19 protein-coding genes are annotated in these 23381 nt (G+C 57.8%); 12 read left to right on the top strand and 7 right to left on the bottom strand.

Features of this window, described 5'->3' with window-relative positions; all coding sequences use genetic code 11:
• Positions 1 to 28: 28 nt before the first annotated feature.
• Entirely contained in the window at positions 29 to 586 is a 558-nt protein-coding gene (locus tag AC07SU_RS23535; protein WP_494998371.1) for a DNA-3-methyladenine glycosylase I, read from the bottom strand.
• Positions 587 to 667: 81 nt separating this feature from the next.
• Between AC07SU_RS23535 and glyQ the strand changes: the two genes are divergently transcribed.
• From glyQ to AC07SU_RS23515, 4 genes are all read left to right on the top strand, one after another.
• On the top strand, positions 668 to 1621 hold the full coding sequence (gene glyQ / locus AC07SU_RS23530; protein WP_003187265.1) for a glycine--tRNA ligase subunit alpha: 954 nt from the start codon (positions 668 to 670) through the stop codon (positions 1619 to 1621).
• The gene (gene glyS / locus AC07SU_RS23525; protein ID WP_494998370.1) at positions 1618 to 3672 is read left to right on the top strand and encodes a glycine--tRNA ligase subunit beta; all 2055 of its coding nucleotides are present in this window, start codon (positions 1618 to 1620) and stop codon (positions 3670 to 3672) included. Before glyQ ends, glyS begins: the two co-directional genes overlap by 4 nt.
• Before the next feature lie 2 nt (positions 3673 to 3674).
• On the top strand, positions 3675 to 4211 hold the full coding sequence (gene gmhB / locus AC07SU_RS23520; RefSeq protein ID WP_012721458.1) for a D-glycero-beta-D-manno-heptose 1,7-bisphosphate 7-phosphatase: 537 nt from the start codon (positions 3675 to 3677) through the stop codon (positions 4209 to 4211).
• An 82-nt stretch (positions 4212 to 4293) separates the two neighbouring features.
• A complete protein-coding gene (locus AC07SU_RS23515; protein ID WP_176994582.1) occupies positions 4294 to 5064 on the top strand; it encodes a lysophospholipid acyltransferase family protein in 771 nt (256 codons plus the stop codon).
• Between the two features lie 181 nt (positions 5065 to 5245).
• Here AC07SU_RS23515 and AC07SU_RS23510 read toward each other — a convergent pair whose 3' ends face one another.
• Complete coding sequence (locus AC07SU_RS23510) at positions 5246 to 7525, bottom strand: CHASE2 domain-containing protein (RefSeq protein WP_494998369.1); 2280 nt, start codon at positions 7523 to 7525, stop codon at positions 5246 to 5248.
• 3 nt (positions 7526 to 7528) lie between these two features.
• Positions 7529 to 8464, bottom strand: coding sequence for a FecR family protein (locus AC07SU_RS23505; RefSeq protein WP_494998368.1), 936 nt, complete (start codon positions 8462 to 8464; stop codon positions 7529 to 7531).
• Positions 8465 to 8748: 284 nt separating this feature from the next.
• Here AC07SU_RS23505 and AC07SU_RS23500 point away from each other — a divergent pair, with 284 nt between their 5' ends.
• Positions 8749 to 9471, top strand: coding sequence for a response regulator transcription factor (locus AC07SU_RS23500; protein ID WP_494998367.1), 723 nt, complete (start codon positions 8749 to 8751; stop codon positions 9469 to 9471).
• Positions 9472 to 9575: 104 nt separating this feature from the next.
• Here the strand turns inward: AC07SU_RS23500 and gyrB are convergent, their stop codons facing one another.
• Genes gyrB through dnaA form a run of 4 tightly spaced genes read right to left on the bottom strand, consistent with a single transcriptional unit; the run spans position 9576 to position 15781 of the window.
• Positions 9576 to 11993: a DNA topoisomerase (ATP-hydrolyzing) subunit B gene (gene gyrB, locus AC07SU_RS23495; protein ID WP_176994579.1), complete on the bottom strand. Its 2418-nt coding sequence runs from the start codon at positions 11991 to 11993 to the stop codon at positions 9576 to 9578.
• Between the two features lie 4 nt (positions 11994 to 11997).
• Entirely contained in the window at positions 11998 to 13101 is a 1104-nt protein-coding gene (gene recF / locus AC07SU_RS23490) for a DNA replication/repair protein RecF (protein WP_101265038.1), read from the bottom strand.
• Positions 13102 to 13121: 20 nt separating this feature from the next.
• Positions 13122 to 14225 carry a DNA polymerase III subunit beta gene (gene dnaN / locus AC07SU_RS23485; RefSeq protein WP_176994578.1) on the bottom strand — a complete coding sequence of 368 codons (1104 nt, stop codon included), beginning with the start codon at positions 14223 to 14225 and terminating at the stop codon, positions 13122 to 13124.
• Positions 14226 to 14263: 38 nt separating this feature from the next.
• Positions 14264 to 15781, bottom strand: coding sequence for a chromosomal replication initiator protein DnaA (dnaA, locus tag AC07SU_RS23480; protein WP_494998366.1), 1518 nt, complete (start codon positions 15779 to 15781; stop codon positions 14264 to 14266).
• A 586-nt stretch (positions 15782 to 16367) separates the two neighbouring features.
• Here dnaA and rpmH point away from each other — a divergent pair.
• The 7 genes from rpmH to rsmG all read left to right on the top strand — a co-directional run bounded on the left by rpmH (position 16368) and on the right by rsmG (position 23381).
• Positions 16368 to 16502, top strand: coding sequence for a 50S ribosomal protein L34 (rpmH, locus tag AC07SU_RS23475; protein ID WP_003213577.1), 135 nt, complete (start codon positions 16368 to 16370; stop codon positions 16500 to 16502).
• 13 nt (positions 16503 to 16515) lie between these two features.
• Entirely contained in the window at positions 16516 to 16923 is a 408-nt protein-coding gene (gene rnpA / locus AC07SU_RS23470; RefSeq protein WP_020302575.1) for a ribonuclease P protein component, read from the top strand.
• Positions 16916 to 17161: a membrane protein insertion efficiency factor YidD gene (gene yidD / locus AC07SU_RS23465; protein WP_003213574.1), complete on the top strand. Its 246-nt coding sequence runs from the start codon at positions 16916 to 16918 to the stop codon at positions 17159 to 17161. Before rnpA ends, yidD begins: the two co-directional genes overlap by 8 nt.
• A 2-nt stretch (positions 17162 to 17163) precedes the next feature.
• Positions 17164 to 18846 (top strand): membrane protein insertase YidC, encoded by a 1683-nt coding sequence (gene yidC, locus AC07SU_RS23460; protein WP_176994575.1) that lies wholly within the window; start codon positions 17164 to 17166, stop codon positions 18844 to 18846.
• Between the two features lie 79 nt (positions 18847 to 18925).
• The gene (gene mnmE, locus AC07SU_RS23455; RefSeq protein ID WP_494998365.1) at positions 18926 to 20296 is read left to right on the top strand and encodes a tRNA uridine-5-carboxymethylaminomethyl(34) synthesis GTPase MnmE; all 1371 of its coding nucleotides are present in this window, start codon (positions 18926 to 18928) and stop codon (positions 20294 to 20296) included.
• A 551-nt stretch (positions 20297 to 20847) separates the two neighbouring features.
• Positions 20848 to 22740 (top strand): tRNA uridine-5-carboxymethylaminomethyl(34) synthesis enzyme MnmG, encoded by a 1893-nt coding sequence (gene mnmG, locus AC07SU_RS23450; RefSeq protein ID WP_494998364.1) that lies wholly within the window; start codon positions 20848 to 20850, stop codon positions 22738 to 22740.
• Complete coding sequence (gene rsmG / locus AC07SU_RS23445; protein WP_494998363.1) at positions 22737 to 23381, top strand: 16S rRNA (guanine(527)-N(7))-methyltransferase RsmG; 645 nt, start codon at positions 22737 to 22739, stop codon at positions 23379 to 23381. The genes mnmG and rsmG overlap by 4 nt, the downstream gene beginning before the upstream one ends.

Below are 23381 nucleotides of genomic sequence, written 5' to 3'. Positions count from 1 at the left end.
ATCGTGTGTGGTGCGCAAAGCCGGCATTCTAACCGGCGTTGGCCAGGTCCGCGTAACGGTCGCAGTCCTGAGTGTGGTCCATGACCATGCCGGAGGCCTGCATGAACGCGTAGCAAATGGTCGGGCCGACGAAGGTAAAGCCGGCTTTTTTCAAGGCACGGCTCATGGCTTCGGCCTCGGGGGTGATCGCCGGGACTTCGCTGCGATCCTTGAAATGATTGACCTTGGGCTTGCCGCCAACGAAGGACCAGAGCAACCCTACCGGGTCCTCCAGCGCCAGCCAGGCGGCGGCATTGCGACGGGTGGCGTTGAGCTTCAGGCGATTGCGCACGATACCCGGGTCCTGCATCAGCGCTTCGATCTCGTCATCGGTCAAGCGCGCCAGGCGCTGCGCATCAAAACCAAACAAGACCTTTCGATAATGCTCGCGTTTGCGTAAAACGGTGATCCAGGAAAGGCCAGCCTGGAACCCTTCGAGCAAAAGCAACTCGAACAAGCCCTGTGCGTCGCGCAGCGGCGTTCCCCACTCCTGATCGTGATAAGCCATGTACAGCGGATCTTCAGAACACCAAAAGCAGCGTGGCATAAGGCTCCAGGGGATGGTGGCGCGGCCGAATCGGGTATACTCCCGCTCTTTAAATCGCAGCCCAAGTAACAGGTGAATTTCGTGAGCCAGCCTACGCCAGCCGTGCGTACCTTCCAAGACTTGATCCTCGCCCTCCAGCAATACTGGGCCGAGCAAGGTTGTGTGGTACTTCAGCCCTACGATATGGAAGTAGGCGCCGGCACTTTCCACACCGCAACATTCCTGCGGGCCATCGGCCCGGAAACCTGGAACGCCGCTTATGTGCAGCCCAGTCGTCGCCCGACTGACGGCCGCTACGGCGAAAACCCGAACCGTCTGCAGCACTACTACCAGTTCCAGGTGGTATTGAAGCCGAACCCGGACAATTTCCAGGAACTGTACCTGGGCTCGCTCAAGCACGTGGGCCTGGACCCACTGGTCCACGATATCCGTTTTGTTGAAGACAACTGGGAATCGCCGACCCTGGGCGCCTGGGGCCTGGGCTGGGAAGTCTGGCTCAACGGCATGGAAGTGACGCAGTTCACTTACTTCCAGCAGGCCGGTGGTATCGAGTGCTACCCGGTGACCGGCGAAATCACCTACGGTTTGGAGCGCCTGGCCATGTACCTGCAGGGCGTGGACTCGGTCTACGACCTGGTGTGGGCAGACGGCCCGTTCGGCAAGGTTACTTACGGCGACGTGTTCCACCAGAACGAAGTGGAGCAGTCCACCTACAACTTCGAACACGCCAACGTCGACAAGCTGTTCGAACTGTTCGACTTCTACGAAAGCGAAGCCAAGCGCCTGATCGAATTGGACCAGCCGCTGCCGTTGCCAAGCTATGAAATGGTGTTGAAGGCCTCCCATACCTTCAACCTGCTGGACGCCCGCCGTGCCATCTCGGTAACCGCGCGCCAGCAATACATCCTGCGTGTACGCACCCTGGCGCGTTCCGTCGCCCAAGCCTACCTGCTGGCTCGCGCCAAGCTGGGCTTCCCGATGGCAACCCCGGACCTGCGTGATGAAGTGTTGGCTAAGCTGGAGGCTGCACAATGAGTGCTCAAGATTTCCTGGTTGAACTGGGCACCGAAGAGCTGCCACCCAAGGCACTGAATACCCTGGCCGACGCGTTCCTGGCCGGTATCGAAAAAGGCCTGCAAACCGCTGGCCTCAAATTCGAAGCGAAAAAAGTCTACGCCGCGCCACGTCGCCTGGCGGTGTTGCTGACCGCGCTGGAAACCCAGCAGCCGGACCGCAGCATCAACCTCGACGGCCCGCCGCGCCAGGCCGCTTTCGACGCCGAAGGCAACCCGACTCAAGCGGCACTGGGCTTCGCCAAGAAGTGTGGCGTCGAGCTGAGCGAGATCGACCAGAGCGGCCCGAAACTGCGTTTCAGCCAGGTCATCACCGGCAAACCGACCGCGAGCCTGCTGCCGACCATCGTTGAAGACTCGTTGAACGACCTGCCTATCCCCAAGCGCATGCGCTGGGGTGCGCGCAAAGAAGAATTCGTGCGTCCGACCCAGTGGCTGGTGATGCTGCTCGGTGACCAAATCATCGATTGCACCATTCTCGCCCAGAAAGCCGGTCGTGACTCCCGTGGTCACCGCTTCCATCATCCGCAAGCTGTACGCATCACTTCGCCGGCCAACTACGCCGCCGACCTGCGTGCTGCCTACGTGCTGGCCGACGCGAACGAGCGTCGCGAGCTGATCAGCAAGCGCACCGAAGAACTGGCCCGCCTGCAGGAAGGCACCGCCATCGTGCCGCCAAGCCTGCTGGATGAAGTGACCGCCCTGGTTGAATGGCCGGTGCCGCTGGTGTGCTCGTTCGAAGAACGTTTCCTCGACGTGCCGCAGGAAGCCCTGATCACCACCATGCAGGACAACCAGAAGTATTTCTGCCTGCTGGACGTGGACGGCAAGTTGCTGCCGCGCTTCATCACCGTGGCCAACATCGAGAGCAAGGACCCGCAGCAGATCATCGCCGGTAACGAGAAAGTCGTTCGCCCGCGCCTGACCGACGCCGAGTTCTTCTTCAAGCAAGACAAGAAGCAGAAGCTGGAAGACTTCAACCTGCGCCTGCAGAACGTGGTGTTCCAGGAAAAACTCGGCAGCGTCTACGACAAGGCCGTACGTGTTTCCAAGCTGGCCGCCTACATTGCGCCACGCATTGGCGGTGACGCTGCATGGGCTGCGCGTGCGGGCCTGCTGTCCAAGTGCGACCTGGCCACCGAGATGGTCGGCGAGTTCCCGGAAATGCAAGGCGTTGCCGGCTACTACTACGCCCTCAACGACGGCGAGCCGGATGATGTGGCCCTGGCCCTGAACGAGCAGTACATGCCGCGTGGTGCTGGCGCTGAACTGCCAAGCACCTTGACCGGTGCCGCAGTGGCGATCGCCGACAAGCTGGATACGCTTGTGGGTATCTTCGGTATCGGCATGCTGCCCACCGGCAGCAAAGACCCGTATGCCCTGCGCCGTGCCGCCCTGGGTGTGCTGCGCATCCTGATCGACAAGAAGCTGGATCTCGACCTGACCCAGGCCGTGGTGTTCGCGGTTGGCCAGTTCGGCGGCAAGGTCAAGCAAGCCGGCCTGGCCGAGCAGGTGCTGGAGTTCGTGTTCGACCGCCTGCGTGCGCGTTATGAAGACGAAGGCGTGGACGTGTCGGTGTACCTGTCGGTACGTGCCCTGCAGCCGGGTTCGGCGCTGGACTTCGACCAACGCGTACAAGCCGTACAGGCCTTCCGCAAATTGCCGGAAGCCGATGCCCTGGCCGCCGTGAACAAGCGCGTGTCGAACCTGCTGAGCAAGGCCGAAGGCCTGGGCAACGCCGAAGTCGACCCTGGCCTGTTTGCCGACGCCAAGGAGTTCTCGCTGAACTCGGCCATCGCCAAGGCAGAAAACGCGGTGAAACCGCTGATCGCCGAACGCAACTACGCCGAAGCCCTGGCACGCCTGGCCACCTTGCGTGAGCCGGTGGATGCGTTTTTCGAAGCCGTGATGATCAATGCCGACGATGCCGGTGTGCGGAAAAACCGTTACGCCATGCTGGCGCGCCTGCGCGGCCTGTTCGTCAACATCGCTGACATTTCGACGCTGAGCTGACCATGTTGAAACTGCTGATTCTCGATCGGGACGGAGTGATCAATTACGACTCCGACGCTTACATCAAGTCGGTGGCGGAATGGATTCCACTGCCCGGTTCGATCGAGGCTATCGCGCAGTTGAGCAAAGCCGGCTGGACGGTGGCCATCGCCACCAACCAGTCCGGCATCGCTCGTGGTTACTACGACATCGCCACCCTGGACGCCATGCACGCGCGCTTGCGCACGTTGGTGGCTGAGCAGGGCGGTGAGGTGGGGCTGGTGGTGTACTGTCCCCATGGGCCGGACGAGGGCTGCGATTGCCGCAAACCCAAGCCTGGCATGTTGAAAACCATTGCAGAACATTACAAGGTGCCCTTGGCTGGGATATGGTTCGTCGGGGACAGCCTCGGTGACTTGGAGGCGGCCAAAGCCGTCGACTCTCAGCCAGTTTTGGTTAAGACCGGGAAAGGCGAAAAGACCCAGGCGAAAAACCTGCCGGTAGGCACCTTGATTTTTGACGATCTGGCGGCCGTTGCCGCAGAACTTATCAACAACTAGCCGCCCTCGACTTCCTGAACAAGGATTGCTCGGGAGTGCGCTTTTAGCAGGCGGGCCGCGTCCCGCAACGGTAAATGCCGCCATGTCGATTTTGCAGGCCATCAGAACCTTTTTCTTTTACCTGCTGCTGGGCACCAGTTCGTTCCTCTGGTGCACCCTGAGCTTTTTTATTGCGCCCTTCCTGCCGTTCAAGGCGCGCTATCGCTTTATCAACGTCTATTGGTGCCGCTGCGCGTTGTGGCTGACCAAGGTGTTCCTGAATATCCGTTTCGAGGTCAAGGGTGCTGAAAACGTACCGGACCAGCCCTGCGTGATTCTGTCGAACCACCAGAGCACCTGGGAGACGTTCTTTCTCTCGGCCTACTTCTCACCCCTGAGCCAGGTGCTCAAGCGTGAACTGTTGTACGTGCCGTTCTTCGGCTGGGCCATGGCCATGCTGCGGCCGATCGCCATCGACCGCGACAACCCCAAGGCCGCCCTCAAGCACGTGGCCAAGAAGGGCGATGAGCTGCTCAAGGACAACGTTTGGGTACTGATCTTCCCGGAAGGTACGCGCGTTCCCTACGGCACCGTAGGCAAGTTCTCACGCGGCGGTACGGCTCTGGCAGTCAACGCCAACCTGCCGGTGCTGCCGATTGCGCACAACGCTGGCAAGTTTTGGCCAAAGACCGGCTGGGCCAAACGCGAAGGCACCATCACCGTGGTCATCGGCGAGCCGATGTACGCCGAAGGTGAAGGACCACGCGCCATTGCGGCACTGAATGACCGTGCCCAGGCGTGGAATGAAGCCCAGCAACGCGCCATGGGTTCGTTGCCGCCGGAGCCGGTTGTGGTCGAGACGCCGGCGGTTTGAGGATCTGTGGATAACCTGTGTACGGTTTGTTGGCGAATTGGCTTTTTTGATTCATAACAGGCTGATTTAATTACATATTTCTTCAGCTCATAAAATCACGAAAAACGTGCATAAGTTTTTTCAGCATTAAAAAACCGGTCCTTGTGACCGGTTTTTTATGCACAGCAGAAAAGTACGTTTTTTAGTCGTCCAGCAAGGGCAGTTGCAGGCTGAATGTTGTGCCTATGCCGAGTTCGCTGTCGCATCGAATGCGCCCGCCATGACGTTCCAGCACGGCCTTGACCATGGTCAGGCCCAACCCCAGCCCCTCGCTGCCCTGGGCCGAATCGAAGCGTCGGTATTGACTGAACAACTCCGGCAGATCCGCTGGCGCGATCCCGGGCCCCTGGTCGCTGATGCGGCACTCAAGCCATCCCTGCACGCTGGCGTGGCTCAACCGAACGGTGGTGCCGGAGGGGGAATATTTGATCGCATTCTCCAGTACGTTGAATAACGCCCGGGTCAGCAACGATTGGTCGGCCAGGATCATGCCCTCGTCGGCCTCATCCAGGTCGTGGACCAAGTGAATGCCCTTGAGCTGCGCGATCACCGCCACCTGGTCGAAGGCATCCATGACCAACATGGCGAACAGGGTTGGCTGGAATTGGTAACCGTCAGCCTCGGCCTTGGCCAGTTGTACGAAGGATTCGGTAAGGCTCAAGGCCCGCCGCACTTGTTGCTCGATCTGGGCGAATACCGGGGATTCGCCATTGTGCACATCCAGCAGCGCGAGGATCGCTGAATGGGGGGCGCGCAGGTCGTGGGACAAGAAACGCAACATGGTCTCCCGGTGCTGCTGGGCGTTACGTTCCTTACTCAGGTCTGTAAGGCTCAGCAGCCAGCCGAGCGCGACGTCGCCGTCAGCCGGCAACATGGGGGCCAGCTCCATGCGCAGGCTGCGCTGGTGGATGTCCCGGAACTCGACCAGCTCCAACGCTGACAGGGCAGGGCGCACGCCATTGTGCAGCGGCGGATAGCCCAAGTCGGCCAGTTCTTCGAGCAGGTTTGCGGTGATCAAGTCATGGCCAAATACGTCGCGGGCAATGCGGTTGGCCAGCAAGATATTGCCTTGGGGGTCGGTAATCAGGGTGGCCACCGGCAGGCATTCCAGGCCGTCAGCCATGAAGCGCCGGGTATCCCGTGTACGGCTTACGGCTTGCTCCAGGGCAAAGATACGCGCTTGCAGCACGTCGCCTTTGCTGGCGGGTGCCCTGCGGCGCTCAGGCAGCACTTTGGGTTCGTTATCCAACCTAGCCAGTTCCCAGCCGAAGTAGGCAAGGATCACACTGAGGCGGCGCCAGTTCCAGATCAGGTAGCTGAGCAAAAGGCCAATCAGGCACGCCGCAGGCGACCACCAATGACCCAGGCGCAGCAAAGCCCAAGAGCCCAGCAACGCAGCAGCCATGCAGCCCAGGGTCATCCACAGGGCGTAACGCGGCCGGTAGAGCAATAGACCCAGCAGCAACGCCACCCCTGAAGTCGCCATCAACGCAGCCAGCCAACCGGGAAGGTCGACGATGCTTCGGCCTTGAAGCAGTCCATTGAGGACGTTCGCCTGGATCTCTACCCCAGCCGTGGTACCGACGGTAGAAGAGAGCGGGGTGACAAAACGATCGCCCATGCCAGACGCCGTGGCACCGACAAGAATCAGCCGATCACGCAGTTGCTCAGCAGGCACCTCACCCCGTAGGACGCTGGCGTAGGACACACTCGGAAAGTGCGTATGGGCACCAATGAACGGAATACGTATGGCGTGTTCACGGTGCCAGTGCGCACTGATCGGCTCCAGCGCCTCACCAGGCATCTCGTCCGCCTGGCCACTCAGCGTGTACGCCATCCACGCCAGTTGCGGCGTGGTGTCATCAGGTGGGCCTTCACGCATGTACAGGTTGCGCACCACACCGTCACTGTCGGCCTCGACATTGATATGCCCTACGCCCTTGGCACATTTGAGCAGCGGCAGTAGTTGTGCGCCGGGCTGGCTGTAGCGGGTGGCGTCTTCACGCAACAGCGGCAGCAACACGTTACCGGCCTCGCACACTGATTGGGCAAGACGCCGATCATTGGCCGGCTCACCGGGCTCGCTGAAAATCACATCGAACAGGATGGCTGCGGGCTGTGCAGCATTCAGGCGGTCGATCAGGTCTGCGTGCAGGCTGCGCGGCCAGGGCCATCGGCCGAGGTCTTTCAAACTCTTGTCATCAATGGTGACCAACAGGATGCGCGGGTCTACCGGCAGCGGGGTGAGGCGGCGCAGGCTGTCATACAGCGGGTTGTTCAGCGCCAGTCCTGGGCTGAGCGACAGGTAAGCAGTGATAGGCAAGAGCAGCAAGCCTATCCACAGCCACTCACGGACCAAACCGTGGAACAGGCGCTGTGCATGGGTGGGTTGGCGTTTCTCGGCCTTGCGCCAGAGCATCATTGATTAGCCACCAGAGGCCTTGGCCTGCGTTGCGGGCGGATAGTAGAAGATGTCATAAACCCCGGTTTCTCCCTCCAGGCCCTGTTCGTCGTAAGCCGACAATCGCACGTGATAGAACGATGCTTTGAGCCCAGTGAAGCTCATTTTCGGCTCGCTGGAAAAGTTTTCCTGCTTGATGTTCATAAAGGCTTGGTCGGTGGCGACTTGGGCGCGATAGCGCTGGGCGCCGGGTAAGGGCCGCACGTACAACGTCCACATAGGTGCATCACCTTTTTGCCCATCCTGACCCACCAACTTGGGTGCGGGCAGGAGTGTCACGGTGTTCAGATCGCCTTGCTTCTTGAACAGCAGGCCTTGGCGAGCACCGACTTTTACTTCGTCTTCATCAGGTTTTTTCCGGGTGTCCCGGTTGGCGGCTACCTGCCCATCCAGCACCTCAAGCACGGATTGCTCGCCGTCGTCCCGCACCCGAAAGTGCGTACCGCGCACGCCCAGCACGCCAACGGGTGTCACGATCTGGAGCCGGTCATGCTCACTGGGCCGCTTGATCACATAGGCCTCGGCCTGACCCTGTTCCAGGATGACCTGGGGAATCGATTGCCTCTGCTCCATATGCAAACGCACCTGCGAACTGGACGGCAACACCACCCGGGAGCCATCGCCCAGCAACAGGCTGACAAACGCCGAGGCCGAGGTTTTCACGCCTTCCTTCTCATCAATCGTCATGCCTTCCTGCAATGGGCGTAATTGGCCCTTGGTGTCGAGCTTCCAGGCTTCTCCCGTCAGGTGCTGCACAACGGCCGGTAGCGGCTGCGCTCGACACATCCATGGGTCATCAATATAGGGCGGGCGAACCACAGCAGAAGCATGCGCCGCCCCCACCACCAAACCCAGCAATGAGGAGAGGGCGTAGCACAATCGGTTAGGGGAAAAGGTCATGGTGCTCATCAAGGTTAGGGGTTCCAGAAGGCATCTGACACCGACGCGCACAGGATGACGGCAGCGCATGTGTCGGCTGATCCTTTTCCTCAGGGGCAGGAGCCGGTATCTTTCCTACATCGGTTTTGAAGTCTTTCAGTAGGTTAAGGGCTCTTTGATATCAGCCTACCGAGGGAATCATAAGGCCGTTAATTCTGACCACAATTCTTCAGATTCAAAGGCCGGTAATTGAGCAGCCTAGCCCGAAGTTGGCCGCCGTATTTTTTAGTAGAAAGGACCCACCCATGCGTGTCGCAATACTGGATGACGAGCCCGCGGAATTGCGTCGGGTTGAACAGACACTGCGACAAATCCCCAGCACCACGGAACAGCCTTGGTCCCTGCATTTTTTTGAACGGGGTGAAGACCTGCTGCGCCAACTGCGCCGGGAAACGTTTGATCTGCTGATACTCGATTGGCAGTTGCCCGATATCACCGGCATTGCTCTGTTGCGCTGGACTCGCGAACACATGGAGTCGCCCCCCGCAGTGATCATGCTGACGAGCCGTGATGCAGAGAGCGATATCGTTACCGCATTGAACAGCGGCGCCGATGACTACGTCAGCAAGCCCTTCCGTCCCAATGAATTGAAGGCCCGGGTCTCGGCCGTTTTGCGCCGCCACGGCCTACAAAAAACCAACACTCATGAAGTGCAGAGTTTCAATGACCTGACCTTTGATGATGCCGAGTTGACCGTTACCCGTGCGGGCAAACCGATCAACCTGACCGAGCGCGAGTATCGACTCGCTAGCTGCTTGTTTGCCAACCTGGCACGCCCGCTGTCTCGGGAATACCTGTACGAGCGTTTCTGGACTCACGAGGAAATGGTGTCGTCGCGGCCACTGGATACCCACATCTACCGTCTGCGTAACAAGCTTGGGCTGACGGCAGATCGCGGCTGGCAACTGCTGACGATCTACGGATACGGCTATCGGTTGGAGAGTGTGGCCGCAACGACTCCGGGGTGAAACGAAGATGTTCCACGTGGAGCATTTCAAAAATGCTTGTTCGAGCACCCAATAAAAAAGGCCAACGCTAAGCGTTGGCCTTTTTGTTTTGCCGGTTTGCCTGATCAGAAGTCCAGGTTGGAAACCGCCAATGCGTTGCTTTCGATGAAGTCACGGCGAGGTTCGACCGCATCACCCATGAGGGTGTTGAAGATCTGGTCTGCGCCAATGGCGTCTTCGATGGTCACGCGCAGCATACGACGCTGGCTTGGGTCCATGGTGGTTTCCCACAGTTGATCCGGGTTCATTTCGCCCAGACCTTTGTATCGCTGGATCGTGTGGCGCTTGGTGCTTTCGGCCATCAGCCAGTCAAGGGCTTCCTTGAATTCCTTGACCTGCTTCTTGCGTTCGCCACGTTGGATGTAAGCGCCGTCGTCCAGCAGGGTGCTCAGTTGCGCGCCCAGGGTCACCACGGTTTTGTAGTCGTTACTGCCGAAGAAGTCGCGGTTGAAAGTGACGTAGTTCGACAGGCCGTGGGAGATCAGCTCGACCTCTGGCAGCCATACGTTACGTTCACGGTCTTCACGCAGGCTGGCTTTGTAAACCAGGCCAGACTTCTCGACAGTGCGCAGGCGTACTTCGTACTGGGCCAGCCAATCCTGCATTGCTGCATGATCGCCCAACTGTTCCAGGCTGACGGCCGGCAGGTAGATAAAGTGCTCGGTCAGTTCCTGCGGATACAGACGCGACAGACGCTTGAGAGTCTTCATCACCATGCGGAAGTCGTTAACCAGACGCTCCAGCGCCTCACCGGAAATGCCCGGGGCTTCGTCGTTCAGGTGCAAGCTGGCATCTTCCAGGGCCGACTGCGTCATGTACTCTTCCATGGCGTCGTCGTCTTTGATGTATTGCTCTTGCTTGCCCTTTTTGACTTTGTACAACGGCGGCTGGGCGATGTAGATGTAGCCGCGTTCGATCAGCTCCGGCAACTGACGGAAGAAGAAGGTCAGCAGTAGGGTACGAATGTGCGAACCGTCGACGTCAGCATCGGTCATGATGATGATGTTGTGATAGCGCAGCTTGTCGATGTTGTACTCTTCGCGGCCGATACCGCAGCCCAACGCCGTGATCAAGGTGCCGACTTCCTGAGAGGAAATCATCTTGTCGAAGCGGGCTTTTTCAACGTTGAGGATCTTACCCTTCAACGGCAGGATGGCCTGAGTGCGACGGTTACGACCCTGCTTGGCGGAACCGCCAGCAGAGTCACCCTCCACCAGGTACAGTTCGGAGAGGGCAGGGTCCTTCTCCTGGCAGTCGGCCAATTTGCCCGGCAGGCCAGCGATATCCAGCGCACCTTTACGGCGGGTCATCTCACGGGCTTTACGCGCCGCTTCACGAGCACGTGCGGCGTCGATCATCTTGCCGACAACCAGCTTGGCTTCGTTCGGGTTCTCCAGCAGGAAGTCAGAGAAGTACTTGCCCATCTCTTGTTCCACTGCGGTCTTCACTTCGGAAGACACCAGCTTGTCTTTGGTCTGGGAGCTGAACTTAGGGTCCGGCACTTTAACCGAGATAATCGCAGTCAGGCCTTCGCGCGCGTCGTCACCGGTGGTGGCAACTTTATGCTTCTTGGCCAGGCCTTCGGCTTCGATATAGGTGTTCAGGTTACGCGTCAGTGCGGAACGGAAACCCACCAAGTGAGTACCGCCATCGCGCTGCGGAATGTTGTTGGTGAAGCACAACAGGTTCTCGTTGAAGCTGTCGTTCCACTGCAGGGCGATTTCTACGCCGATGCCGTCTTCACGCTGGATGTTGAAGTGGAACACCTGGTTGACCGCAGTCTTGTTGGTGTTCAGGTATTCAACGAACGCACGCAAGCCACCTTCGTACTTGAACAGCTCTTCCTTGCCGCTGCGCTCGTCTTTAAGGACGATACCTACGCCGGAGTTGAGGAAGGACAGCTCACGAATACGCTTGGCCAGGATGTCCCAGCTGAAGTGGATGTTCTTGAAGGTCTCGCTGGAGGCCTTGAAGTGAATCTGGGTACCCGTGGTTTCACTGTCACCCACAATCGCCATCGGTGCTTGAGGCACACCGTGCACGTAGGTCTGTTCCCAGATCTTGCCGCTACGGCGAACAGTCAACACCAATTCTTCGGAGAGGGCGTTTACTACCGAAACACCTACACCGTGCAAACCGCCAGAAACTTTATAGGAGTTATCGTCGAACTTACCGCCAGCGTGGAGCACGGTCATGATGACCTCTGCTGCCGAAACGCCTTCTTCTTTGTGCACGTCTACCGGAATGCCACGACCGTTGTCGCGCACGGTGATGGACTCGTCCGGGTGGATGATGATGCTGATATCGTCGCAGTAACCGGCCAGAGCTTCGTCGATCGAGTTATCGACCACCTCGAACACCATGTGGTGCAGACCGCTACCATCATCGGTGTCGCCGATGTACATACCGGGACGTTTGCGTACGGCATCCAAACCTTTCAGCACTTTAATGCTGGTCGAGTCGTACGTGTTTTCTTCGCTCATGCCTTCACTCCCGATGGTCGTGGGTCTGGGTGATACGGCCCTGTTCCACGTGGAACAAAGCGACTGGCGTTTCCGTCTGCCAGCCTTCCCTCAATAATTCGTGGTCTACACAGGTGATAAATACCTGGCAGCGTAAGTCTTCCAACAAGCGGCATAACGCACGGCGGTGTTGCTCGTCGAGTTCTGACGGCAAGTCATCCACCAGATAAATACACTGACCGCGCCGAGCCTGGCTAACCAGGTGGCCCTGGGCAATACGCAGTGCACACACCACCAACTTCTGCTGACCGCGGGACAAGATATCCGCAGCATTATGTGCGCCGAGTCTAAGGCGCAAGTCAGCCCGTTGGGGTCCGGCCTGGGTATGGCCAATTTGCTGATCCCGTTGCAAGGACGTGGCAAGCACCGCACTCAGTTCACGCTCTTTGTCCCAACCACGGTAGTAGCTCAGCGTCAGCCCCTCGAGGTCCAATAGCTCACTCAAGGTCTGCTCAAAGACTGGTTTCAAGGCTTTGATATAGGCGCGTCGGTATTCATCTATTTCGTCGCTGGCCAGGCACAGTTCCCGGTCCCAGGCCGCTTGTGAAGCGGCGTCAAGTGTACCATGCCGCAGCCATGAGTTCCGCTGCCGCAGGGCCTTCTGCAGGCGCTGCCAAGTGGCCATGAAACGCGGTTCCACGTGGAACACTCCCCAATCGAGGAATTGCCTGCGGATTTTTGGCGCACCTTCCAACAGCCTGAAGCTGTCAGGGTTGATCAATTGCAGCGGCAGGATTTCTGCCAACTGCGCCGCGCTGCGCGCGTTTTGACCATCGATACGAATCTGAAACTCCCCACCACGATCACGGGATATCCCCAGGGCGCTGTGCCCACCTTCAGCCAATTCGACCTGGCCGAATACCGTGCACGCCAGTTGTTCGTACTGAATCACCGGCAACAAGCGAGCACTGCGAAACGAACGGGCAAGGCCTAGCAGGTGAATGGCTTCCAGCACGCTGGTTTTGCCACTGCCGTTGGCGCCGTGGAGGATATTGATGCGGGGGGAGGGGGAGAAGGTCACCGGGTGCAAATTGCGCACCGCGGTGACCGAGACGCGACTGAGGGACATCTAGCTTCTGCTGAGCATGATTACAGACGCATCGGCATGACAACGTAAGCCGAGTCGTCGTTATCAGATTCTTGCACCAGCGCGCTGCTGTTGGAGTCGGACAGAATCAGGCGAACCTGTTCGGTGGTCATCACACCCAGCACGTCGAGCAAGTAGCTTACGTTGAAGCCGATTTCCAACGAGCCTCCGTTGTAGTCGACGCCCACTTCTTCTTCCGCTTCTTCCTGCTCCGGGTTGTTGGCCTGGATTTTCAGCTGACCATTGGCCAGTTGCAGGCGAATGCCGCGGTACTTTTCGTTCGACAGGATCGCAGTACGGCTGAAAGCTTCACGCAGCGCCTGACGATCGCCCAGTACCAGCTTGTCGCCACCTTTAGGCAGGACGCGCTCGTAGTCCGGGAACTTGCCGTCGACCAACTTGGAAGTGAAGGTGAATTCGCCGGTGGTTGCGCGGATGTGGTGTTGGCCCAACACGATGCTGACAATGCCTTCCGGCTCAGTGAGCAAGCGGGCCAGCTCCAGGATACCTTTACGCGGCACGATGACCTGGTGGCGGTCAGGCTGACCAATATCAGCACGCATCGAGCACATCGCCAGGCGGTGACCGTCTGTAGCCACAGCGCGGATAATGCCTTCGGACACTTCCAGCAGCATGCCGTTGAGGTAGTAGCGTACATCCTGCTGGGCCATGGCGAAGCTGGTGCGCTCGATCAAACGGCGCAGCTTGCTTTGCTCCAGGCTGCAGGTCAGAGAGCCTGGGCCTTCTTCCACGGTTGGGAAGTCATTGGCCGGCAGTGTGGACAAGGTGAAGCGGCTGCGACCGGCCTTGACCACCAATTTGGCTTCATCGACCTTGATGTCGATCAGCGCGTCGTTCGGCAAGCTCTTGCAGATGTCCATCAGCTTGCGCGCCGGCACGGTGATCTCGCCAGGTTCGGCGGGTTCTTCCAGCTGCACACGACCAACCAATTCGACTTCCAGGTCGGTACCGGTCAGGGACAATTGCTGGCCTTCGACCACCAGCAATACGTTGGAGAGCACCGGCAAGGTCTGTCGGCGCTCGACGACGCCTGCGACCAGTTGCAGGGGTTTCAACAGGGCTTCGCGTTGAATGGTGAAATGCATGGTCTAGTCCCTTGCCTTAATAAGCTGCGCTGGTGTCATCAAGTAGTCAGTGTACGCAGCAGGTTCTTGTAGTCCTCGCGAATATCCGCGTCGGATTCCTTAAGTTCGTTGATCTTGCGGCACGCGTGCAAGACCGTGGTGTGGTCGCGACCGCCAAACACATCACCGATTTCCGGCAGGCTGTGGTTGGTCAACTCTTTGGAGAGCGCCATGGCCACCTGCCGAGGACGTGCGACCGAGCGCGAACGGCGCTTGGACAGCAGGTCGGAAATCTTGATCTTGTAGTACTCGGCCACGGTGCGCTGGATGTTATCCACACTCACCAGCTTGTCTTGCAGCGCCAACAAGTCTTTCAAGGATTCGCGAATCAGCTCGATGGTGATGTCGCGGCCCATGAAGTGCGAGTGAGCGATGACGCGCTTGAGCGCACCTTCCAGTTCACGCACGTTGGAGCGAATGCGTTGAGCAATAAAGAATGCCGCATCGTGTGGCAGATCGACTTTGGCCTGGTCGGCCTTCTTCATCAGGATCGCAACGCGGGTTTCCAATTCTGGCGGCTCGACCGCAACGGTCAGGCCCCAACCGAAACGGGATTTCAAACGTTCTTCCAGGCCTTCGATTTCCTTCGGGTAACGGTCACTGGTCAAGATGACCTGCTGGCCACCTTCGAGCAGGGCGTTGAAGGTATGGAAGAACTCTTCCTGGGAACGTTCCTTGCGCGCGAAGAATTGAATGTCATCGATCAGCAAGGCATCAACGGAGCGATAAAACCGCTTGAACTCGTTGATGGCGTTGAGCTGCAAGGCCTTGACCATGTCAGCCACGAAGCGTTCCGAGTGCAGGTACACGACCTTGGCATTCGGGTTCTTCTTTAATAGGTGGTTACCCACAGCGTGCATCAAGTGCGTCTTACCCAAGCCTACGCCACCATAAAGGAAGAGTGGGTTGTAACCGTGCTTGGGGTTATCGGCGACTTGCCAGGCAGCCGCGCGGGCCAACTGGTTGGATTTACCTTCGACGAAATTCTCAAAGGTAAAGGTGCGATTCAGATAGCTGGTGTGCTTGAGCGCGCCTTCGACCTGGACCGTGCGTTGTTCGGCACGCACCGGGGCCTGTTGTGAGCTGGCGCCGGCCATCGGGTCGAAGCTGTCGCGGGACGGCTCTTCGTGCTCTGGAGCATTCTTCTGCGCAGACGATTTTGACGCCGCAGGTGCTGGGGCAGGCGCCGTAGCAACCGGAGCGGTCGCTACCTGGGCTTGCGACGCAGCAGCAGCCAGCGGTGCATTGGGTGCGGCGCGAGGTGCGGAACTGCGTTTGCTGCCTATTAATAAGGAAAGCGCAGGCGCGAGGCCGTTGCCATGTTCGTCGAGCAATTCGAGAACGCGGCTCAGGTACTTCTCGTTGACCCAATCGAGAACAAAACGATTCGGCGCGTAGACACGCAACTCGTCGCCTTCGGCTTCGACCTGTAGCGGACGGATCCAGGTGTTGAATTGCTGGGCAGGCAGCTCATCGCGCAAAAGCTCCACGCACTGCTGCCAAAGTTCCACTGACACGGATATCCCCTAAGTTGAAAGCCGGTGAGGCAAAAACAGCCGCCATTGTAGCGGCGAGACGCCCACTTATCCACATGTAGGTTGCTCACAGCACACCCAAAATCAATGCCTTAACCACAAAAAATACGACCAATGGTCTGTGCATAAGCTCTGTGGATAAACGCACCTGAGCTCGTTGTACAAGTGGGGTCGAAAGTCTGTGGGTAACTGGCCTGTGGATAACAACCTATTTCACGCACAGCTTATCCGACAGCGCAGCACAGGGAGAGCACCGTTTTCCCCCGTAGTTGTCATTCTCTGTACAGCAGATGAAATAAGGGCTAAAGGCAGTTATCCACAGGTGAAGACCTCTCTAGCTTTTATAAGCTTTACAGAAAAGCTTTAAATAACTTCCTTCTTTATTTTTATATCTATGCCCAGTCTCATGAAAGGCAGGCACACAGAAAAGGGCTTCCTGGCCTATAGAGATCTAATTAAAGGAAAAGCTGGTTGGAAATTGACCTAGAGGCTTGCTTTCTCTAGAATCGCCGGTCTCTTAAAACGGGGGCCATTCCGGCCCGTTGTGGACGAACCAGGTAACAACGCCATGAAACGTACTTTCCAACCAAGCACCATCAAACGCGCCCGTACCCACGGTTTCCGTGCTCGCATGGCTACCAAGAACGGCCGTGCAGTCCTGTCGCGTCGCCGCGCCAAAGGTCGTGCGCGTCTGGCAGTTTGATAATCCGGTACTGGTGGTGAGTCAGGACTTCAGTCGGGAAAAGCGTCTGCTAACCCCCCGGCACTTCAAGGCAGTCTTTGACTCCCCCACCGGCAAGGTTCCGGGGAAAAATCTCCTGCTCCTTGCGCGTAACAACGATCTTGATCACCCCCGTCTCGGGTTGGTGATTGGCAAGAAGAGCGTAAAGCTCTCCGTTGAGCGCAATCGCCTCAAGCGTCTGATGCGCGAATCGTTTCGCCTTCACCAGGACACTCTGGTTGGTTGGGATATTGTTATCGTCGCGCGCAAAGGCTTGGGGGATGTAGAAAACCCCGAATTGATTCAGCATTTCGGCAAGCTCTGGAAACGTTTGGCGCGTACCCACAAGCCAGCACCAGCAGTCAGCACCGAAACTGTAGGGGTAGACAGCCTTGATGCGTAAACTGGCCCTCGTTCCGATCCAGTTTTATCGCTACGCCATTAGTCCTCTGATGGCCAACCACTGTCGTTTCTACCCCAGTTGTTCTTGCTACGCGTTAGAGGCCATAGAAAATCATGGTCTTCTGCGCGGTGGCTGGCTGACCTTTCGTCGTTTAGGTCGCTGTCATCCGTGGAATCCCGGTGGTTATGACCCGGTTCCACCTATCCCTACCTCCCGTTCTTCTTCGATGGCCGAGTAATCATGGATATTAAACGCACGATCCTGATCGTCGCCCTGGCAATCGTGTCCTACGTCATGGTTCTTAACTGGAACCAGGACTATGGCCAGGCTGCCCTGCCGACTCAGAATGTTGCTACCAATCAGGCTGCGCCGGCTATTCCGGACACCCCGTTGGGTAACAATGCTTCCGCCAGTGCCGATGTACCCAGCGCGAATGCCGATACCAGCACCCCAGTTGAAACGCCGGTTATCACCAATAAAGACCTCATCCACGTAAAAACGGATGTGCTCGACCTGGCAATCGACCCTCAAGGTGGTGATATCGCCCAGCTGAAGCTGCCGCTGTATCCACGTCGCCAGGATCACCCGGATGTTCCGTTCCAACTGTTCGATAACGGTGGCGAACGTATTTATCTGGCACAAAGTGGCCTGACCGGCACCAACGGTCCGGATGCACGTGCGACCGGTCGTCCGGTTTATTCGACTGAACAGAAGACTTATCAACTGGCTGATGGCCAGAACCAGCTGAATGTCGACCTGAAATTCAGCCTCGACGGCGTCAACTACATCAAGCGTTTCAGCTTCACCCGTGGTTTGTACGACTTGAAGGTCACTTATCTGATCGACAACGAAAGCGACAAGGCATGGACCGGCAACCTGTTTGCCCAACTGAAGCGTGACAACAGCGCCGATCCTTCTTCCAGCACCGCCACCGGCACCGCGACTTACCTGGGCGCCGCCCTGTGGACAAGTAGCGAGCCGTACAAAAAAGTGTCGATGAAAGATATCGACAAGGGCGCGCTGAAAGAAACCGTACAAGGTGGCTGGGTTGCCTGGTTGCAACACTACTTCGTGACCGCCTGGATCCCGAACAAGGGTGAAGCCAACCTGGTTCAAACCCGCAAAGACAGCCAAGGCAACTACATCATTGGTTTTACTGGCCCGGCGTTGACCGTGGCACCAGGCGCCAAGGCTGAAACCAGCGCTACCCTGTACGCCGGCCCGAAAAGCCAGGCTGTGCTGAAAGAGTTGTCCCCAGGTCTGGAACTGACTGTGGATTACGGCATTCTGTGGTTCATTGCCCAGCCGATCTTCTGGCTGCTGCAACACATCCACAGCATTGTGGGTAACTGGGGCTTCTCGATCATCTTCCTGACCATGCTGATCAAAGGGATCTTCTTCCCGCTGTCGGCAGCCAGCTACAAGTCGATGGCGCGCATGCGTGCCGTGGCTCCGAAACTGGCGGCTCTGAAAGAACAACATGGTGATGACCGGCAGAAAATGTCGCAGGCCATGATGGAGCTGTACAAGAAAGAGAAGATCAACCCGTTGGGCGGTTGCTTGCCGATTCTCGTACAGATGCCGGTGTTCCTCTCGCTTTACTGGGTACTCCTGGAAAGCGTGGAAATGCGCCAGGCTCCGTTCATGCTGTGGATAACTGACCTGTCGATCAAAGACCCGTTCTTTATCCTGCCGATCATCATGGGCGCAACCATGTTCATCCAGCAGCGACTGAACCCGACTCCGCCGGATCCGATGCAGGCCAAGGTCATGAAAATGATGCCAATCATCTTCACCTTCTTCTTCCTGTGGTTCCCTGCTGGTCTGGTGCTGTACTGGGTGGTCAACAACGTGTTGTCGATCTCTCAACAGTGGTACATCACACGTAAAATCGAAGCGGCTACCAAAAAAGCTGCGGCGTAATTTACTCTGTGGATAACCACTCAAGACGCCCCCTAGTGGGGCGTTTTGCTTTCCGTCACTTTTGTTCTGGAACCTGCTGATGAGCGCTCCTCGTGAAACCATCGCTGCTGTCGCTACCGCTCAAGGTCGCGGCGGTGTCGGTATCGTTCGTATTTCCGGACCGCTTGCGAGCGTGGCAGCCATGGCCATCAGTGGCCGCGAGCTGAAGCCACGTTATGCCCATTACGGCCCGTTTCTGGATGCCGACGAAAGCGTGTTGGACGAGGGCCTGGCCCTCTATTTCCCGGGACCTAACTCGTTTACGGGTGAGGATGTTCTGGAACTGCAGGGCCACGGTGGTCCGGTGGTGCTGGATATGTTGTTGCAGCGCTGCCTGCAATTGGGTTGCCGCCTGGCACGCCCTGGGGAATTCAGCGAGCGGGCTTTCCTGAATGACAAGCTCGACCTGGCCCAGGCTGAGGCGATTGCCGACTTGATCGAAGCCAGTTCCGCACAGGCTGCGCGCAATGCACTGCGTTCACTGCAGGGCGCATTCTCCCTGCGTGTGCATAACTTGACCGAACAACTGATCAGCCTGCGTATCTACGTCGAGGCGGCGATCGATTTCCCGGAAGAAGAAATCGATTTTCTCGCCGATGGCCACGTCCTGACGATGCTGGATAAGGTCCGTGATGAGTTATCCACCGTCCTGCGCGAGGCAGGCCAGGGCGCGTTGTTACGTGACGGTATGACGGTAGTGATTGCCGGCAGGCCGAACGCGGGTAAATCCAGCCTGCTGAACGCGTTGGCGGGCCGTGAAGCGGCGATCGTTACCGAGATTGCCGGCACCACGCGGGATATCCTGCGCGAACATATCCACATCGATGGCATGCCACTGCACGTGGTCGACACGGCCGGCTTGCGCGATACCGATGACCAGGTGGAAAAAATTGGTGTGGAGCGTGCTCTCAAGGCAATCGGTGAAGCGGATCGCGTGCTGTTGGTGGTGGATGCCACGGCGCCTGAGGCTGTAGATCCCTTTGCATTGTGGCCGGAATTTCTTGAGCAAAGGCCGGACCCGGCCAAAGTCACCTTGATCCGCAACAAGGCGGACCTGACCGGTGAAGTCATCGCGATGGAAACCAGTGCGGACGGGCATGTCACCATCAGCTTAAGTGCCAAGGCGGCCGGCGATGGCCTCGAGCTGTTGCGAGAGCACCTCAAGGCCTGCATGGGATACGAACAGACCTCGGAAAGCAGCTTCAGTGCACGTCGTAGGCACCTGGAAGCCCTGCGACACGCCAGCGCGGCGTTGGAGCACGGTCGGGCGCAGCTGACCCTGGCAGGTGCTGGAGAGCTGTTGGCCGAGGATCTGCGTCAAGCACAGCAGCTGTTAGGGGAAATCACCGGGGCATTCAGCTCTGATGACCTGCTCGGTCGAATCTTTTCCAGCTTTTGCATCGGTAAATAACCTTCCGTTATCCACAGACAGGCCATTCGTGCCTGTCTGTTTTCCCCCTTTCGCCCGACACCTCACGAATTTTCCTTCTATCACCAAGACTTTGGAGGCATTGGCGTGGACGCAATTTGCCCCGAGAAGTGGATTTCTGTGGATTAAGCCCTGTGAATAACCGCCTCTGTGCCCAGTTGATAACAGGGCCTGAAACCTGAGTAAAAACCCGTCTGTGGATAACCACCTCTTTCATCCACAGGCTTAAAGCACTTATCCAAGGGCCTCATTGGCACATGACCACAGACTTTTGAATCGCTGTACATCACGTAAATCGAGGCTTGTGTAAATCTATCCACAGAAAGGTAGGTCAGTATAAATAAACATAAAAACAAAGATTTAATAAATTTCTCTCTTTTAATTTCTATTGTCTGTGATTCATCCACAGCTGGTTAAATTTTGTGCAAAGGGTTCTTTAGGAAGGGCTAAGTCCCTATACTTGCCGCCAAAGCTCTAAAACCCTTTCAACAAACAATTCCTGATTACCTACATAAGCAGGCACGAGGTGCGTGGTGGATTTCCCTTCCCGTTTTGAAGTGATCGTCATCGGCGGCGGTCATGCCGGTACCGAGGCAGCACTGGCGTCAGCACGCATGGGCGTAAAAACCCTGTTGCTGACGCATAACGTGGAAACCCTCGGTGCAATGAGTTGCAACCCCGCCATTGGTGGGATCGGCAAAAGCCACTTGGTCAAAGAAATCGACGCCCTCGGCGGCGTGATGGCCATGGCTACCGACAAGGGTGGTATTCAATTTCGCGTGCTGAACAGCCGCAAAGGCCCGGCCGTGCGTGCGACTCGGGCTCAAGCCGACCGTATCCTGTACAAGGCAGCGGTGCGCGAAACCCTGGAAAACCAGCCGAACCTGTGGATATTTCAACAGGCCGCGGATGACCTGATCGTCGAACAGGATCAGGTACGCGGTGTTGTGACCCAGATGGGCCTGCGTTTCTTTGCAGAATCCGTGGTGTTGACCACCGGTACGTTCCTCGGCGGACTTATCCACATCGGTATGCAGAACTATTCCGGCGGCCGCGCCGGTGATCCGCCATCGATTGCCCTGGCAAAACGCCTGCGTGAATTGCCGCTGCGTGTCGGCCGCCTGAAAACCGGGACCCCGCCGCGTATCGACGGACGTTCTGTGGACTTTTCGGTAATGACCGAGCAAGCCGGTGATACGCCTATCCCTGTGATGTCGTTCATGGGCTCCAAAGAACAACACCCGAAACAGGTCAGTTGCTGGATTACCCACACCAACGCCCGCACCCACGAAATCATCGCTGCGAACCTCGACCGTTCGCCGATGTATTCCGGGGTGATCGAAGGTATTGGCCCACGTTATTGCCCGTCGATTGAAGACAAGATCCACCGCTTTGCCGACAAGCAAAGCCACCAGGTCTTCATCGAACCCGAAGGCTTGACCACCCACGAGCTGTACCCGAACGGGATTTCCACTTCCCTGCCGTTCGACGTGCAAATCCAGATCGTGCAGTCGATTCGCGGTATGGAAAATGCTCACATCGTGCGCCCGGGCTACGCCATCGAGTACGACTACTTCGACCCGCGTGACCTGAAGTACAGCCTGGAAACCAAAGTGATCGGCGGCCTGTTCTTTGCCGGGCAAATCAACGGCACCACCGGTTACGAAGAAGCCGGCGCCCAAGGTTTGCTGGCCGGGACCAACGCAGCACTGCGCGCCCAGGGCAAAGACAGCTGGTGTCCGCGTCGCGATGAAGCGTACATCGGCGTGTTGGTCGACGACCTGATTACTCTGGGTACCCAGGAACCGTACCGGATGTTCACTTCCCGGGCGGAATACCGTCTGATCCTGCGCGAAGACAACGCCGACCTGCGTCTGACCGAAAAAGGCCGTGAGCTGGGCTTGGTCGACGACGTGCGCTGGGCGGCCTTCTGCAAAAAACGCGAAAGCATCGAGCTGGAAGAGCAACGCTTGAAAAGCACCTGGGTTCGCCCCGGTACGGAGCAGGGCGATGCGATTGCCGAAAAATTCGGCACGCCGCTGACTCACGAATACAACTTGCTGAACCTGCTGTCCCGTCCGGAAATCGACTACGTTGGTCTGGTCGAAGTGACAGGCAATGGCGCGCAAGATCCACAGGTCGCGGAACAGGTCGAAATCAAGACCAAATACGCCGGTTACATTGATCGCCAACAGGATGAAATTGCTCGCCTGCGCGCCAGTGAAGACACCAAGCTGCCTGCGGATATCGACTACACCGGGATTTCCGGGTTGTCGAAAGAGATTCAAAGCAAGCTGGGGATAACTCGCCCTGAAACTTTGGGCCAGGCTTCCCGTATTCCCGGCGTCACCCCGGCAGCGATTTCGCTGTTGATGATCCATTTGAAAAAACGCGGCGCGGGCCGTCAGTTGGAGCAAAGCGCTTGAGTTCGTTGGTCACCTCGCAACACGCCGAAGAGTTATCCACAGGTGCGCGCCAATTGGGCGTTGAACTGACTGCAGCCCAGCACGAACTGCTGCTGGGCTACCTGGCCCTGTTGATCAAATGGAACAAGGCCTACAACCTGACCGCCGTGCGTGATCCGGACGAAATGGTGTCCCGTCACTTGCTCGACAGTTTGAGCGTGATGCCATTCATCGAAAACGGCCGCTGGCTCGACGTCGGCAGTGGCGGCGGCATGCCGGGTATCCCACTGGCGATCCTGTTTCCGGAGTCGCAAGTGACCTGCCTGGACAGCAACGGCAAGAAAACCCGCTTCCTGACCCAGGTCAAACTCGAACTCAAGCTGGATAACCTGCAAGTTATCCACAGTCGCGTCGAAGCCTTCACGCCTGAATTGCCCTTTAACGGAATTGTTTCCCGGGCGTTCAGCAGCATGGAGAACTTCAGCAACTGGACTCGCCACCTGGGCGACCGTGACACCCGCTGGCTGGCAATGAAGGGCGTCCATCCAAGCGATGAGCTGTTAGCATTGCCGGCAGACTTCCACCTCGATAGCGAACACGCCTTGGCCGTACCCGGTTGCCAAGGCCAACGCCATCTGCTGATACTGCGCCGCACGGCATGA

Source organism: Pseudomonas sp. GW821-FHT05H12 (assembly GCF_059419385.1).
Note: the sequence above shows the minus strand (reverse complement) of the source record. Positions and strands in the feature narration are given on the sequence as shown.